The organism is Mongoliitalea daihaiensis, from assembly GCF_021596945.1.
GTDB classification, from domain to species: Bacteria; Bacteroidota; Bacteroidia; order Cytophagales; family Cyclobacteriaceae; genus Mongoliitalea; species Mongoliitalea daihaiensis.
In genome coordinates this window covers 3,722,441-3,737,283 of the sequence record NZ_CP063779.1, presented here as the reverse complement: position 1 = coordinate 3,737,283, position 14,843 = coordinate 3,722,441, and the positions used below count along the sequence as shown (strand labels likewise).

Genomic DNA, 14,843 nt, shown 5'->3' with positions numbered 1-14,843 from the left:
AGGTTTAGGCTTGATATAAATTAATCATAACTTTCATACCTCATTAATTCGATATATAAAAAACCTGACTTTTATAAGTCAGGTTTTTTTATATCAGGATACCCTGTTTACTCATCTAATACTTCAATTTTCCGTATAGGGAAATGAACGAATACTAATTATGTTGCTAATCGTTGGTTTTTTATTTGGAGTTTTAGAGTTTGACATCAGAGTTTTAGATACTGCAGAGTGGTCAAACTCTTCTGCCAGTAAATCCTATATGAATACATTTTTGAAGATAGATTCATTGGATAAAGCACTACCCAAGTATAGAAAAGACTTTTCAGTGTTAGTTGAAAGAGGTCCTTTGGTTCATGCGAATACAGATTGGGGAAGAGAGTTGAGAAACTCGTTTGAATACAAAGCAGTTGATGTTCGATTGGGTTTTAAGAGAACAGAACCAACCCTGTACAATCATTTGTATAGAAATCCTACCTTCGGTGTAGGTTTTTACAGTGCTACATTTAAAAGTGAGTTTTTGGGTCAGCCTCATGCACTTTATGCCTTTGTGGATATTCCTTTTAAGAAAAGGTACTTTAATGAGCAACTTAGTTTTAGCTACTTTACTTCGGTTGGAATTGGATTCAATTTTAGGCCTTTTGACGAAGAGGAAAATCCACTGAATCAGTTTATAGGCTCTTATGAAAACATCTATAGCCATTTTGGCTTTACGAGTTCCTATCGTATCAATGCAGGGCTTTTTTTAGATGCTTCGATCGGCTTAAAGCACTTTTCTAATGGTTCTTTAAGAAAGCCAAATACAGGATTGAATTTCATTCCTTTCACGATTGGTCTGCGAAGTGTTTTAAATGAACGTTACCATATTGCTACGTATAAAAAACCTATCCCAATATTTGAGGATGTTCCTCAATGGAATTTTCTAGTAAGTGCAGGAGGAAAAAATTATACCACAGGAGAAGGACAGTACCCTAAACTTGCTGTAGGAATTCAACGGGTTTGGCAAAGGGATTACAAATTTAGGTTTGGAGTAGGGGCAGATATGTTTTATTCTGGAGCTGCTGCGAGTCGTTTGAACCGTTCCCCTGTTTCCTTTTCTGACAGAGCATCTGTAGGAGTTATTGGTATTTGGGAGTGGGTATTGACGCCTCAGTTATATGTGCCAATAGGCATAGGAGCTTATCTTCACCGCAATACCCACAATGAAGAAGTAACCTGGTATTATTCCCGCGTAGGAATTCGGTATAGATTAACTAATGGAATTTCAGCTGGGCTTTCTATCAAGGCTCACGCTCTCAAAGCTGATTTTTTCGAGTGGACGGTCGCTTATTCTATTTTTAATGATCGCAATAGGTATTAATTGAAGTATAGCGCGAAGTCTTATTTTTTTGTTTTTTTTAATAGCATGGTTTTTTTAAAACCTTATTATTTAAACTGATTGTCCGCATTTATTTCAGTAGCTACACAATTGATCACATTGCATTAGCTTTCCAATGTATCTGTTGACAGTAGACCGTTGACAGTGGTCGATTATCCGCAATTCGCTGTATATTATTTTTACTCTGGTGTAATTGCGGATAATCATATTATTTAATTATTCTGCAAAATATATTGCGGTAGGCTGCTATCAATTATAATGGTGAAGCTTATTTTGCTCTAAACCTTTAAATATTCCTCCATCGCTAATTCCTTTCTTGAATATTGAAATTACTCTTTGCAAACTACAAACTTCCTTTGCCATACAGCGTTTATTCCTTGCAACATTACATTTCATTTACCCTTTCACAAAAAAAGTATTTGTTCATCCAAACTTTCCTTTTAGCTTTTCGGAAATTCTGTCCTTATGAAGAAATTTAGCCAACTAGTAATTGTTTTTGTTTTATCCCTGATAAGCTTTACACAAGCACAAAACCTTCCTTCTTCCGCATTGTATCATGATTTGCTGAAATTTAAAGAAACCAAAAGGATCCTTTACGTTGCAGCACATCCAGACGATGAAAATACACGCTTGATCGGGTATTTAGCAAATGCGGAACATGCGCAAGTAGCTTACTTATCATTGACAAGAGGAGATGGAGGGCAAAATTTGATTGGGAAAGAGTTGGGAATCGAATTGGGCTATATTCGAACCCATGAATTAATGAAAGCAAGAGAACGGGATGGCGGTAGACAGCTTTTTTCCAGAGCTTTGGATTTTGGTTTTTCAAAAAATCCTGATGAAACCTTGATGAATTGGGATAAAGAAAAACTGTTATCTGATGTGGTATGGATCATTCGGAAATTTCAACCGGATATCATCATTAATCGTTTCAATACCATTCCTGGAACTACCCATGGGCACCATACAACTTCTGCGATTTTATCATCTGAAGCTTTTGAAATTAGTGATAGAGCGGATGTATTTCCTGAACAACTCAAGACTATCAAGCCATGGAAAGTCCGTAGAATTTTCTGGAATGCGTATTCATGGGGTGGTCAATATGAGCCTAAGGAGGATAAACAATATCATACATTCAGTACGGTTGGAGATTTCAATCCTTTGTTGGGCGAAACTTACTCTCAAATAGCGGCCGATAGCCGTACCATGCACAAATCACAGGGATTTGGTTCAACCTCTCAAATAGGGAAAGGGAATGATTTCATTGAACTTGTTAAAGGGGAGCCATTTACCAGTTCTCCTTTTGATGGAATCCCAAATCGCTGGCTTGAAATAGTCAATGGCAAAGAAATAGAAACCAAAATCGATCAACTACTTGCTTCCTTTCAATTTATCCAACCAACGCAACATGTGCAGCAATTATTGGAAATCCGTAGGCTATTGAATCCTATACAAAGCAATGATGTCTGGGTGGCTGAAAAAAAGGAGCATTTAGATCGCATGATTTTGCAGACCTTGGGAGTCAAGGCTGAGTTTATTATCAAAAAAGAAATTGGCTATCCGGGAGAGGAGCTTTCTACAGAATTTGTTTTCAATAATCCAAGCGGACTTCCTTTGCGAATTCAATCTTTTCAAGGACAGCTATTTAACCAATCATTCAATCAAATCGCTGTCAATAATCAGGTAGTAGTTTATCCCCTTAGCTTTAGGGTTCCAGTAGATTACCCAGTATCTCAGCCTTTTTGGCTAGCGAATGGCATAGAAAACAGTCTTTTTGATATTCAAGATCCCTCCCTTATTGGCCCTCCGATCAATGAACCAAGCATTGCTGGTACAGCCTTAGTTGAAGTGGATGGGCAAATCATGCATGTTACTATCCCTTTGAGATATAAGTACAACGATCAAGTAGATGGAGAAATTCAGCAACCTTTCACACTTGTACCTGAGGTCAATGTAAGTTTGGATAAAAATAATGTATTTTTAATTCCGGGTGCCCGCAAAGATCTACGGGTGGAAGTTTCCTTCCGGAATGAATTGAAACAAAATGGCTCGCTTCAGGTAGATGGCTTGGAGAGTAGTCAATATAAAGTTGAGTTGTTGAGTACTGATGAACGTAGAAAGCGAATGGTTTACTCCGTTACATTTCTTGATTCAGATCAGTTGACTAAGCAGGTGGGAGTCCGCTATGTGCTTCCGAATGGACAATCTTTTGCACAGGATACTAAGCGGATTATCTACAAGCATATTCCTAATTTGACATATTTTACGGATACCAAAATCAATTTGGTAAAAATGGATTTGAAAATCAGCGGCGGCAAAGTTGCCTATATTCAAGGGGCAGGGGATGATGTTCCTGAGATTTTAAGAAGCTTGGGGTATGACTTAACTATATTGGATGATGCGGAATTGAATCAACGCCGATTTGCTGAATTTAAAACTGTTATCATAGGCATTCGTGCTTTCAACGTAAACCAATCTTTAGCAAATAATGTAGATCAATTGATGGAATATGTCAAAGAAGGTGGTAATGTCATCGTACAATACAACACTTCTTCACCTTTGTTGACTAGAGAATTAGGCCCTTATCCATTTTCTATATCTCGGGATCGAGTAACTGTTGAAGGTAGCCCTGTCCAGGTAGCGTACAACCATCGCTTAATGGCCTATCCTAACAAAGTAACAGCTTCAGATTTTGAAGGCTGGGTACAAGAGCGTGGCTTATATTTTGCCAGTAATTGGGACGCAAATTATCAAACGCCATTTACTATGAACGATCCTGGAGAAAATCCAACGCAGGGATCCCTATTATTTACTACTTTTGGAAAAGGTACCTACACGTATTCAGGAATTTCTTGGTTTAGACAACTTCCTGCTGGTGTTCCAGGTGCCATCAAAATTTTTGTAAACCTGATTGAACAAGGGAATGGAAAATAAGATCAATTGGAGAAACTGGTATATAAGTTTGATGCTAGTATTGGTGATTTTTATTGCCCTGTTTTACTGGATAACTGAGTATTTCTCATGAGTCTGATTGATTGGTTAGTGATGTTTGGGACATTGGCAGCTATTGTAGGCTACGGTGTTTGGAAAACCTATGGGGCTAAGGATATGGAGTCTTATATCCGTGGTGGAAACGATATGAACTGGTGGACCATAGGCTTGTCCATCATGGCTACCCAAGCCTCTGCCATCACTTTCCTAAGTACACCTGGGCAGGCTTATGAGGACGGCATGCGTTTTATCCAATTTTACTTTGGTTTACCAGTGGCGATGATTATCCTTTCAGTTACTTTTTTACCTATGTATTACAAACTGAAGGTTTATACTGCATATGAGTTTTTAGAATCAAGATTTGACCTCAAAACCCGTACATTGGCTGCATTACTTTTCCTGATTCAGAGAGGTTTAGCAGCGGGAATTACAATTTATGCTCCATCCATTATTCTTTCTACTTTATTGGGTTGGAATCTCACATTCACAAATATTTTTATTGGTGTCTTAGTGATCATATATACAGTTTCGGGAGGTACCAAGGCTGTATCTATTACGCAAAAGCAGCAAATGGCTGTGATGATGGGGGGGATGGTTCTAGCAGGAATTTTTGTAATCAACATGCTGCCAGTAAAGTTTACAGAAGCCATGCACGTAGCCGGTAAAATGGAACGATTGAATATCGTTAATTTTGAGTTCAATTTGGCAGACCGTTATAATTTCTGGTCAGGAATGACAGCAGCAGTTTTCCTTTTTTTATCTTATTTCGGTACCGATCAATCGCAGGTACAACGCTATCTTTCTGGAAGTTCTTTGACGCAAAGCCGCATGGGATTGATGATGAATGGACTTCTCAAAGTACCTATGCAATTCATCATTCTATTCATTGGGGTAATGGTATATGTCTTCTATCAGTTTTACGAACCTCCAGTTGTTTTTAATAAAGTTCAAACGGAGCAATTGGAACAATCTCCCTACAAGCAGGATTTTGATTTTTTAAAAGAAGAATACAATCAAGTGTTTGTTGAAAAAAAGAAAGATATCGAAGAATTGTTAGAAGCCATTGCTATCAACGATGAACGAGCAGTAGCCATAGCTCAGGACAATATCAAGAAGAAAACGTTTTACCAAGAAAGCATCCGAAAGGAAACCAAAGAACTTATTGTACGGAATGATGGACTGGCGGAAACGAGAGATACGGATTATATTTTTATGCGTTTTGTAATGGATTACCTCCCCAAAGGAATTGTAGGCTTACTCTTTGCAGTAATTTTCTCCGCCGCAATGTCCTCTACAGCTTCGGAGTTAAACGCTTTGGGAAGTACGACCACGGTAGATTTGTATAAGCGATCCATCGTGAAGAGAGGATCTGAGTATCACTATATGCTTTCTTCGAAGTGGTTCACAGCTATTTGGGGCCTTATAGCCATTCTTTTTGCCACTTATGCTACCTTATTTGAAAACCTCATTCAGGCAGTCAATCTATTAGGATCCCTTTTTTACGGGACAATTTTGGGTATATTTATTGTAGGGTTTTACATGAAGTGGGTCAAAGGAAATGCCGTTTTTATTGCTGCATTTCTAGCAGAAGCCTTGATCTTATTGATTCATTTCAATAATGGCGATAGCTTATGGGGTATTGCTATCAATATTGGATTCTTGTGGTATAATGCAATAGGTTGTATTGCTGTAATGGTGTTTGCTGGCTTGATCCAAGTGATCAATAGAGAATCGGTTAAGCAGTAGATGAATTAGTACTAGATCTACTAAAAGTTTTGAAAACACAGCAAAACAACTAAAGCTATTTGATTTATCCTGGGTTGGTTGAAGTTCTTTTGAGTGAATAATGGTTTTTTGCAGGGCTATACTGATAGTTACTAGTGTTCGAATGATGGATCCTAGAATTTATTTTGGATAGCATGAAAGGTAGCATACGGCTAACCTATTAATTTTACCAGCAAATCAACCAGTCAATTCCTATACCATACAGTCACACCAACTCCTCCATACACTCTGTAAAATACAAAAGCAGGGTTGAATCGTACTTCAGGCAGTATTTTAATTTTATCCGAAACAGTGATTGGTACCCCAATTTTGGTCATAATCCCAAGATCAATGGCAGGTGATCGTTCATAAGTATCCACACTTATATCAGTGCCAGACACTTGTTTCCATCCCATATAAAAATCAACAGTCGGTCCAAAAGAAAAATGTAACCATTTGTTTTGAAATCGATACATTAATGGAATCATCAAATTCCGTTCCTGAATCACCGCTTCAAAGGTTCGATTGTTGGTTGATACCGATATAAATTCAGGGTAGTTTCTAAAGTATAGACCAGTTTCAAAACCGCTTCTTTTGCTTACCCTCCGCAATAGTCCAATACCAAAACCCGGCCTCCATCCTTCACCGCTGATAGGAGCATCTATAAAAGCAGCAGGTCCGAACAAAGTCTCACGCTCAAATTTTTGTTTTTGGGCAATAGCAGGAATAGTCAACAGCAACAGTCCAAAAAAACAGAGGATTAATTTTTGAAACATAAATAACTGAAATAGTGGGTTATAAAAAGGAAGACTAAAATTGATTTCAATGAATTAAAACGAAATTTAACAATTTAACCTAAAGATATGGGTTTGTTTTCAAATTGTAGCGTAACCACCCAAAAAGTTTTTGTAAGGTACCTCGCGAGGATTCGGAAATTTTATTGCAACTAGGTAAACTTTTTCGATTCTACTAACTGTTATTTGAACTATCCATTCGCATGTTATTGTAATCACTAAGAAGAATTTTCATGAAAAATCTAGTTAAAGTGCATTTAGTGGTCATTTGTTGGGTGTTATCTACAGCAGGGAAAGCACAAATAGTTGGCGAAGTGTTTTCAACCAAAAGATATACTAGCCATGAATTCTGGGGGGAATTAGCTTTTTCGGATAGTTCAAGATTCAGCTTTTTTAGCTATAATCTTTTTAGGATTAGTCATAACCCAGCATATCCAAATTCATTATTTAATTTTTCTACTGTAAATTATTCGTTAACCGAAAATTTTGGACTTGCAGCAGGTGGTTTTGTTAGTCAGGATGGCTTTTCTCCTATTGTTGCTTTCAATTATACAAAGATTTCAGATAATTGGCTTGTGAGTATATTCCCAAGTATAGAAGTGACGCGTAATCCCAACTTAGATGTTTTCGCATTTGTCCAATTCAGACCCAAAATCAACGACCGGTGGAGTCTTTTTACACAAGTAATAGCTAATTCAAATTTTAATTTTAGACAACATAATTTTAGTGAGCAAGCAATCAGGCTTGGATTAGATTACAAAACATTCCAGTTTGGCTTGGGCATGGACATCAATCAGTTTACTTCTGAAAGTAGTGGGCAGAGGCAAACTGACTGGAATCAGCATCCCGGATTATTTATTCGAAAAGAGTTTTGATTTTAAAACTGCTGCAAGAAACTCTTGGACACCCAGCGATCCTCTAGTCCTATTCTAGCCCAACTACCGGAAATTTCAGTAATGAAAACGTTTTCATCTTGATGGATTTTGTCAACGACAAAGAATGTTGTCCCAGGTCCTGAGCGAACATTTAACGTTTTTGGAACAACGATGTATCGCTGAACATCTATTGTGAATTTTCCTGAAACCCAGTGTTTAGAGCTTTTCGAAATTTTATACCAATCGTTTTGAACCTCATATACTCTGATAATCGACTGAGTCAGCAATGCACCTCTATCACTTGAAATTGGATGAGTAGCGCCTGGACCTGTTCGGACATTTAAACTGTTTGCTGTTACTAAAGCATACTTTTGAATTCCTCCATCAGTGTTGATAGTGGGTGTACTGGGTAAATTGAGTGCTTGTTTTACCAGAGGTAAAAAATGTGTTTCACAATCCACACGTTTGTTACCTCCAAAGAAATTGGTTCCTGGGCAGGATTTACTAGAAAACCAATGATGATAAATGACGCTATTGGTATTAACAGGCAAATTAAATTTTTGACAGAGTAGAGCAGTTACTTTTACAATGGATTCCCGTTGTTCAGGCGTCATTTCATCTTTATTTCGATCAAAAAAACCAATATGCTCCATACAGATTGCATTAGCATTTTGATTGACTATTCCAGCAGGTGTATCTTCAAGGGACCTTCCGGTAAGTATAGTCCCATCTGGAAAAATTGTAAAATGTTGGGCAATTTCAGACCATCGATTGATATTCATATGCGTGTTGCGCATGCTTCTTTGCATTTCAAAGTGGTTGGAACCATTGAAGTGCTGATATGATGGTATATAGGTGTGATGTTGTTGAATTTTTAAGATGGTCCTACCAACTCGTTGTGCGGAAAGCCAATTTCCAAATTCAGCCAAGGATAGTTTAGTAAAATTGTATTTTGTTGTCATCGTTAGTAAAGAAAAAGGTTCATAAGTGGGAATTAAATGTTAACCAATGTAGCAAAAAATAAACATAATCACAATTTTAAGTAATTGATTTTCATGCACTTATTATGTAATGATTAGTAAATCATTAAAGATAGCCTAAAAAGGGGTTGAAAAAAGGTTGATATCTATCAGTTTAACCTGAAAAATGGCTTTAAATCAAAATAGGTATGTGTTAGGATCTAGAAGACTTTCAGATGAAACTTCATCTGAAAGTCCTAAATAGTGGAATGCTTATCGAGTAAGTGGGGATGGAAATACAGCCAAACTCTCGTCACCGTCTATACCTACGGCCTGAACTGCAAAGAAATAATTATCTTTAGAATAGGGGATAGTGAGTGTCATTTCCTCCGTATAAAATTTCTTCTGCCACATAGACTCATCTGTTTCTCGCATCAATACATAGTACCCTTTAGCCTTACCGTTGGTAGGTGCGTCCCAAAGCAAGGTACTTGTATTGCTTAGTCTTCTCACATCAATTCGGACATTTTGAGGTTCAGATGGAGCAGAAGCTAAGGAAGCAAGTGAGGCCAAATTCAATGCAGTATTTTTTCTGACATATTCAAAATCTACAAACTCAGGTAAATCTCCGTATTGAATGCCATTTTCTAGTCGGACATTTTCATGTTGATGATAGTAATTTTCATTCATTTCAGTTACTCGTATTGCAGTGAATCCCTGCTGGGCAAAAGGAGTATGGTCACCTCCTCGAAGAAAGCGATCATTTCTATAAACTAACTTCACTTCTAGTTGATCTACATAGCGCTCTCCCAACTCTTTCATATAGCGAGCTAATTGCCTTGACTTGCTGTCATTTTCCCCATTAGTATACCGACGAATAGCAGCCATACGCTCAGATTCTGCTACAGGAACACCCTCTGAAAAAATTCTGACACGCGTGTTGTCATTGATATTTGTTTGGGATGAATTGCTATTGCCTAGCATGTCATTGTTGAGCATAGCAACCAAATTCCAGTTTTCATTTTTAGCGCGCTCTGCAAGATGAGTTGCTCCTTTGAGTCCTTGCTCTTCTCCTGTAACGGCCACAAAGATAATAGTTGAAGGAAATTCACGCTTGGATAGGATGCGGCAAAGTTCAATAACTGCTGCAACGCCAGAACCATCGTCGTTGGCTCCAGGTGCATCGATGCTGATATTCATTACATCTAACGCGCGACTATCGATGTGTGCAGAAACAATGAAAATACGGTCATCTGTGGGGTCTGTACCCTTTAAAGTGGCCATCACATTTCCTATTTGTACATCTTGTGGGATTCTTCGACCATCCCCTTGGACAGTGAAATAATCGATACTAGAAGTTAATCGTCCATTTGATTGGTTCTCAAAAGATTTGAATAACCCTAAAACATAAGCTTGGGAAGCCTCGATGCCTTCTTGGGCTGAACTACCTTTACTTAAGGAGTGACGAGTTCGATAGTCAGCTAAATCTCGTACATATTTTTCCAGGTTCTCAGCAGTAATTTCATCAATCATTTGGCTAATGGACGCTTTTCTATGGACGAGCTGAGTTTGAGAGAGGGCTGGAAGTGCTATCAAAATACAGCATAACAGTAAAATATTTTTCATGGGATGATTTTTTTTATTCTTAACGTACTAATTTAGTCTGTAATTGATAAGCTTTAAAAATGCTTTTACATGAATGAGACGATGAGGCCCTTAACGGGAGAATATCACCCCTACTATCAGAATTATTTGGATATCGTTAAAGACTTAAATGTCCTTGAGCTAATTTATACTCAAATTGAAGAGGTTTTTGATATTTTTAAAAGTAAGGATAAAGTTTGGGCATCAACACCATATGCACATGGAAAATGGTCTCCAAAGGAATTATTAGCACATATTACAGATACAGATCGTGTAATGGCCTTTCGCGCATTTTGTTTTGCTAGAGGGGAGCATGCTATACTACCAGGTTTTGACCAAGATCTCTACATCGCGGAGGGGAATTTTAATCTGCTTACTGTAGAAGACTTGTTAGCTGATTTTGCAGCCAATCGAAAAGCAATCCTTCAAATGATTCGAACGATCCGTGTAGATCAGTACCAAGCTAGGGGAATCGCGAATGGTACGGAAGTTTCTGTAAGAGCCTTGATTGCGATTATTCCAGGGCATGCAGCACATCATTTGAGGATTTTGAAGGAGAGGTATGGTTAATTTGAAGTGTTTGCTAACCACTTGTTGTTTGGGAAAAATAGCTTGAATCTGGAAAAGCATTCCCTTGTATTTACAATTTAATCAAAACAATAGCCTGAAATTCATGAAAAAAGTGTAATTTTGCAGAATTTATCTAATAACTAATTTTACAAATATGCAAAGAACTAGAGCACAAGAATCAAGAGCAGCCATCGAAAAACTATACATCACCATGAGACATCTCTTTATGAGAGGGTCCTATAAACCGATGGGAGTTTCGGGGGAATCGCTTGTAGATTCACTTTTAGTGTTAAGTCCTGAAATTTATGGCGCATTAGGTCAGGACGAAAAAATTGAATTGGACGGACTCCTATACGTAATGGAGCGCTTGCCTAAAGGAATTGAAGAGTGCAGATACATTCGATTGATCAGTAGAGAAGGGTATGAAAATTCCACATTCCCACCGATAGTTCCTCCCAAAAGAAGAAGAAACTGCTACAGGGTAGATGCCGATCAGATGTATGTCGAGATGACAAGAGGAAGGTCCGATATTTACGATATTTTGACCCATTTGACATTTTTGTACATTGAATCTGAAAAAATCAGAAAGAATAGTACCGATGCCAAGGGAAGAATTGATTTAAATTGGAAAATGTTGGGTCAATTAGTAGAAAAGGAATCAAGAGGCGAAGAGTTTGATATGGAAGTCGCTTGTTCCTATTTAAGTCATGTTATTGGACGAACATTTGAAGAAACCCATACTGCGGTTGTGAAATTTGAAAACTCCAATCATGTTCATAGTTTATTCCATGTGGTATATCATTTGGGTAATTTATCGATGGACGAGGCTTTTCACGAGTTAGATAGGGAAATCTCTTTCTCAGCAACCCTTCGTATGCGAGTAGGACATCATGTTTATGGTGAGCTATGGGCAAACAGTATCAAAAAAGTACTTTTTGAAGAAGGTTTGATTGATCGACCCATCCACATCATTTCGGCTAATTTACACTCAGTACTAAATACCGTTTATGGGCATCAAGCTTTAGGGTTAAAGACGTTTGAAGCAATTGAAAAAGAAGCGATTGCAATTAGTCAAGGCGTGAAAAGCAATAAAGGAAAAGACATTTATTCGTATGCCTTAAATCATGGATTTATTGAAGTAAACGATGTTTCGGGAACAAATATCCACGTTCAACTTTTGGATACAGCGAAAATGACGGTAGATACCATCATTCCTGGAAAGAAACTTCCAAAAGAGAAAAAAGATAGACCGGTAATTCTTGTAATGGACTATGCTTTTGGAGAGCAAGCGTATGAGTGCTTTGATGAATTATTAAAGCCATATGAAACCGAAGATGGAAAATTCCATCCGTTGCGGGTTCAGTCTGCAAGTATTATGGGTAAAGCGGGGATTTTGACTGGACATAAGGGCGATATTATGATTCCCGATAGTCACGTATTTGAAGGAACTGCTGATAATTATCCTTTAGAAAATCTATTTACCAAAGAGGATTTTGAAGGATTTGGATTAGGAGTGTATCAAGGAACGATGTTTACTGTCTTAGGTACTTCTCTTCAAAATAAAGATGTCCTTAGCTATCTTATGCAATCTTCTTGGAAAGCTATCGGACTGGAAATGGAAGGAGCACATTATCAAAAAGCGATTCAGTCAGAAAGCAAAATCCGTCAAAGCATAGGACGAAATGTGAAAGTATTGTATGCGTATTACGCCTCTGATAATCCGCTGGAAACTGGAAGTACTTTGGCTTCTGGAGCCTTGGGAATGGAAGGTGTCAGACCGACCTATTTGATCACATACAAAATATTTGAAAAGCTATTTTGATCTAACTCATAACAGCAACTAAACTATAGAAAAAACGGATAAAGTTGATTTTATCCGTTTTTTTATTTCTGGTTCACAACGATTAGCGATGCATTACCGTAACGAACGGATCAAACGTTCATTCAATCCTACATAATCAGGATTTTTAGCTTCTTTAGCCATTGCCATCGAACTTGTTGCACTTTGTATAGCTTCAGACTTCAATCCTAACTCAGCTTCAATTTTTGCTTTTAAATGCATAGTCCAGTATTTAGGATCAGCTTCAACCGATTTACTAATCCAATCATAGGCCATTTTTAAATCCTTTTTATTCGTAAAATAGTAATTGGCAGCTTGGTAGTATAAACCTGGGTTTGTAACCTCTTGATCAATGATCAATGCTTTGATTTGATCCATAACGATTTGATCCACTTCTGTCTCAATCCGGAAACTGACTCGCGTATTTTCCCATTTAATCGCTACAGATGCTGCGTTATCTGTCATATCCACAAAATTAAATTCCATGGTTTCGTATCGCTGACCAGTTTTTCCTGATTTAACTGTCGCGCGTAATACATCATCTTCTGCATTGTAACCTACTGCTCCCCATAACTTTGTATTCGAAGAAATAATTATGGTCCAGTCATCTCTCCCTGGAATGGTATAAAGTGCATAAGTTCCTGCGGGAAGTGGTTGATTTTCGATACTAACATCCGTAGAAAATGTGAGAAGTGTAGCAGCATTAGCACCTGTTCTCCAAACATCTCCAAAAGGCACTAGTTCTCCAAAAATTTTTCTTCCCTTCATACTTGGGCGTGCATATTCTATCGTAACATCGGTAAGTCCTATTTTCTGGCTAATTTTTGCTGAAGGGCTCGCTTGTGGCATATTGATTTGCTGCGCTTCTGTATTGATCCAAAATGCAGCCATAAATAAAGCCGCTAAGAATCCAACATGTACTTTCATATATTCCATGAGTTTTGGTTAATGTATTGTTTGCAATATAAATTAAATTTTTTAGGGGTACTATAAGATTGATGGATGTCTAGGGCTAAAGCTTAGATGAATGGTTTTTTTTTGTCTAAATCTTGTTGTAGTATTGAATAGTTATATGTTTGTATTTTCTTCATCCAAATCCACTAATACTTCACCATGGGATTAGCAATTATTAGTCCAGGCAAAAATATGGATGCTTGGATCAGCAATTTCCAATCATTGGACCCTTCCATTCCTATTCAAGTATATCCTGATATTCAAGACCCACTATCAGTGGAAGCTGCGTTGCTCTGGAATCACCCTCCAGGTATTTTATTAGAGTTTCCAAACTTGAAACTTATTTGTTCCATGGGAGCTGGGGTAGACCATATTCTGAAGGATCCTCAGCTACCAGAGCATACACCAATAACTCGGATTGTGGATGAAAAACTTACTTGGTCAATGACTAACTACGTGGTCATGGGAGTACTCAATCACCATAGGCAACTAGTGCGTTATCAACAGCAGCAACGAGAAAAACGATGGGACATGTCCAGTCCAGAAATAGAAGTTAGTATAGGTGTCTTAGGAGTAGGTGCCTTGGGAAATGATATCGTAGATAAGTTGTCATACATGGGTTTTAAGGTTTCAGGATTTGGAAAAAGTCCTAAAATCATGTCTTATCCTTATTATTTTGGCTCTCAACTGGATGATTTTTTGCAACAGATCAATGTATTGGTTTGCATGCTTCCTCTAACGGCCGAAACTGAGGGGTATTTAAATCTGGAGTTATTTAAAAAATGCAATCCTGGCACATATTTAATTAATGTTGCTAGAGGAAAACATTTAAATGAACAAGAATTATTAGTAGCTTTGGAAAGAGGTTATATTTCAGGTGCCTTACTGGATGTATTTCATGTTGAACCTCTTCCCAGCAATCACCCATTTTGGGAAGAAGAGAGAATCATGATGACGCCACATATAGCCAGTGTTACCAATCCGAATGCTGCGGCACCTCAAATACTTGAAAATTTTAGAAGAATGAAAATGTCCCAACCCTTAATAAACCAAATAAATAGAATTAAAGGCTATTAA

11 protein-coding genes are annotated in these 14,843 nt (G+C 37.7%); 7 read left to right on the top strand and 4 right to left on the bottom strand.

Translation table 11 applies throughout. From position 1 onward, the window contains the following. Positions 1-160 precede the first annotated feature (160 nt). From IPZ59_RS15990 to IPZ59_RS15980, 3 genes are all read left to right on the top strand, one after another. A complete protein-coding gene (locus IPZ59_RS15990; protein WP_236137051.1) occupies positions 161-1,357 on the top strand; it encodes an acyloxyacyl hydrolase in 1,197 nt (398 codons plus the stop codon). A gap of 483 nt (positions 1,358-1,840) precedes the next feature. After that, positions 1,841-4,309, top strand: a complete 2,469-nt coding sequence (locus tag IPZ59_RS15985) for a PIG-L family deacetylase (RefSeq protein WP_236137050.1) — start codon at positions 1,841-1,843, stop codon at positions 4,307-4,309. 87 nt (positions 4,310-4,396) lie between these two features. Further along, the gene (locus tag IPZ59_RS15980; protein ID WP_236137049.1) at positions 4,397-6,112 is read left to right on the top strand and encodes a sodium:solute symporter; all 1,716 of its coding nucleotides are present in this window, start codon (positions 4,397-4,399) and stop codon (positions 6,110-6,112) included. Positions 6,113-6,336: 224 nt separating this feature from the next. On the opposite strand, the gene IPZ59_RS15975 is transcribed toward IPZ59_RS15980, so the two are convergent. After that, on the bottom strand, positions 6,337-6,906 hold the full coding sequence (locus IPZ59_RS15975) for a hypothetical protein (protein WP_236137048.1): 570 nt from the start codon (positions 6,904-6,906) through the stop codon (positions 6,337-6,339). Between the two features lie 251 nt (positions 6,907-7,157). Here IPZ59_RS15975 and IPZ59_RS15970 point away from each other — a divergent pair, with 251 nt between their 5' ends. Next, the gene (locus IPZ59_RS15970; protein WP_236137047.1) at positions 7,158-7,799 is read left to right on the top strand and encodes a hypothetical protein; all 642 of its coding nucleotides are present in this window, start codon (positions 7,158-7,160) and stop codon (positions 7,797-7,799) included. Between the two features lie 2 nt (positions 7,800-7,801). On the opposite strand, the gene IPZ59_RS15965 is transcribed toward IPZ59_RS15970, so the two are convergent. Further along, positions 7,802-8,761, bottom strand: coding sequence for an N-acetylmuramoyl-L-alanine amidase (locus tag IPZ59_RS15965; protein WP_236137046.1), 960 nt, complete (start codon positions 8,759-8,761; stop codon positions 7,802-7,804). A 270-nt stretch (positions 8,762-9,031) separates the two neighbouring features. Then, positions 9,032-10,384 carry a M28 family metallopeptidase gene (locus IPZ59_RS15960; RefSeq protein WP_236137045.1) on the bottom strand — a complete coding sequence of 451 codons (1,353 nt, stop codon included), beginning with the start codon at positions 10,382-10,384 and terminating at the stop codon, positions 9,032-9,034. Positions 10,385-10,453: 69 nt separating this feature from the next. On the opposite strand from IPZ59_RS15960, the gene IPZ59_RS15955 reads away from it, so the two are divergent. Beyond that, on the top strand, positions 10,454-10,972 hold the full coding sequence (locus IPZ59_RS15955; RefSeq protein WP_236137044.1) for a DinB family protein: 519 nt from the start codon (positions 10,454-10,456) through the stop codon (positions 10,970-10,972). 154 nt (positions 10,973-11,126) lie between these two features. Further along, positions 11,127-12,794 carry a DUF6909 family protein gene (locus tag IPZ59_RS15950; protein WP_236137043.1) on the top strand — a complete coding sequence of 556 codons (1,668 nt, stop codon included), beginning with the start codon at positions 11,127-11,129 and terminating at the stop codon, positions 12,792-12,794. Between the two features lie 93 nt (positions 12,795-12,887). Here the strand turns inward: IPZ59_RS15950 and IPZ59_RS15945 are convergent, their stop codons facing one another. Continuing rightward, complete coding sequence (locus tag IPZ59_RS15945) at positions 12,888-13,739, bottom strand: DUF2911 domain-containing protein (RefSeq protein ID WP_236137042.1); 852 nt, start codon at positions 13,737-13,739, stop codon at positions 12,888-12,890. 186 nt (positions 13,740-13,925) lie between these two features. On the opposite strand from IPZ59_RS15945, the gene IPZ59_RS15940 reads away from it, so the two are divergent. After that, entirely contained in the window at positions 13,926-14,843 is a 918-nt protein-coding gene (locus IPZ59_RS15940; RefSeq protein WP_236137041.1) for a 2-hydroxyacid dehydrogenase, read from the top strand.

Excerpts from the sequence above, each read along its gene's own strand:
- IPZ59_RS15965 (WP_236137046.1), bottom strand. The coding sequence starts at position 8,761 with ATGACAACAAAATACAATTTTACTAAACTATCCTTGGCTGAATTTGGA.
- IPZ59_RS15975 (WP_236137048.1), bottom strand. The coding sequence starts at position 6,906 with ATGTTTCAAAAATTAATCCTCTGTTTTTTTGGACTGTTGCTGTTGACT.
- IPZ59_RS15960 (WP_236137045.1), bottom strand. The coding sequence starts at position 10,384 with ATGAAAAATATTTTACTGTTATGCTGTATTTTGATAGCACTTCCAGCC.
- IPZ59_RS15950 (WP_236137043.1), top strand. The coding sequence starts at position 11,127 with ATGCAAAGAACTAGAGCACAAGAATCAAGAGCAGCCATCGAAAAACTA.
- IPZ59_RS15940 (WP_236137041.1), top strand. The coding sequence starts at position 13,926 with ATGGGATTAGCAATTATTAGTCCAGGCAAAAATATGGATGCTTGGATC.
- IPZ59_RS15945 (WP_236137042.1), bottom strand. The coding sequence starts at position 13,739 with ATGAAAGTACATGTTGGATTCTTAGCGGCTTTATTTATGGCTGCATTT.
- IPZ59_RS15955 (WP_236137044.1), top strand. The coding sequence starts at position 10,454 with ATGAATGAGACGATGAGGCCCTTAACGGGAGAATATCACCCCTACTAT.
- IPZ59_RS15990 (WP_236137051.1), top strand. The coding sequence starts at position 161 with ATGTTGCTAATCGTTGGTTTTTTATTTGGAGTTTTAGAGTTTGACATC.
- IPZ59_RS15980 (WP_236137049.1), top strand. The coding sequence starts at position 4,397 with ATGAGTCTGATTGATTGGTTAGTGATGTTTGGGACATTGGCAGCTATT.
- IPZ59_RS15970 (WP_236137047.1), top strand. The coding sequence starts at position 7,158 with ATGAAAAATCTAGTTAAAGTGCATTTAGTGGTCATTTGTTGGGTGTTA.
- IPZ59_RS15985 (WP_236137050.1), top strand. The coding sequence starts at position 1,841 with ATGAAGAAATTTAGCCAACTAGTAATTGTTTTTGTTTTATCCCTGATA.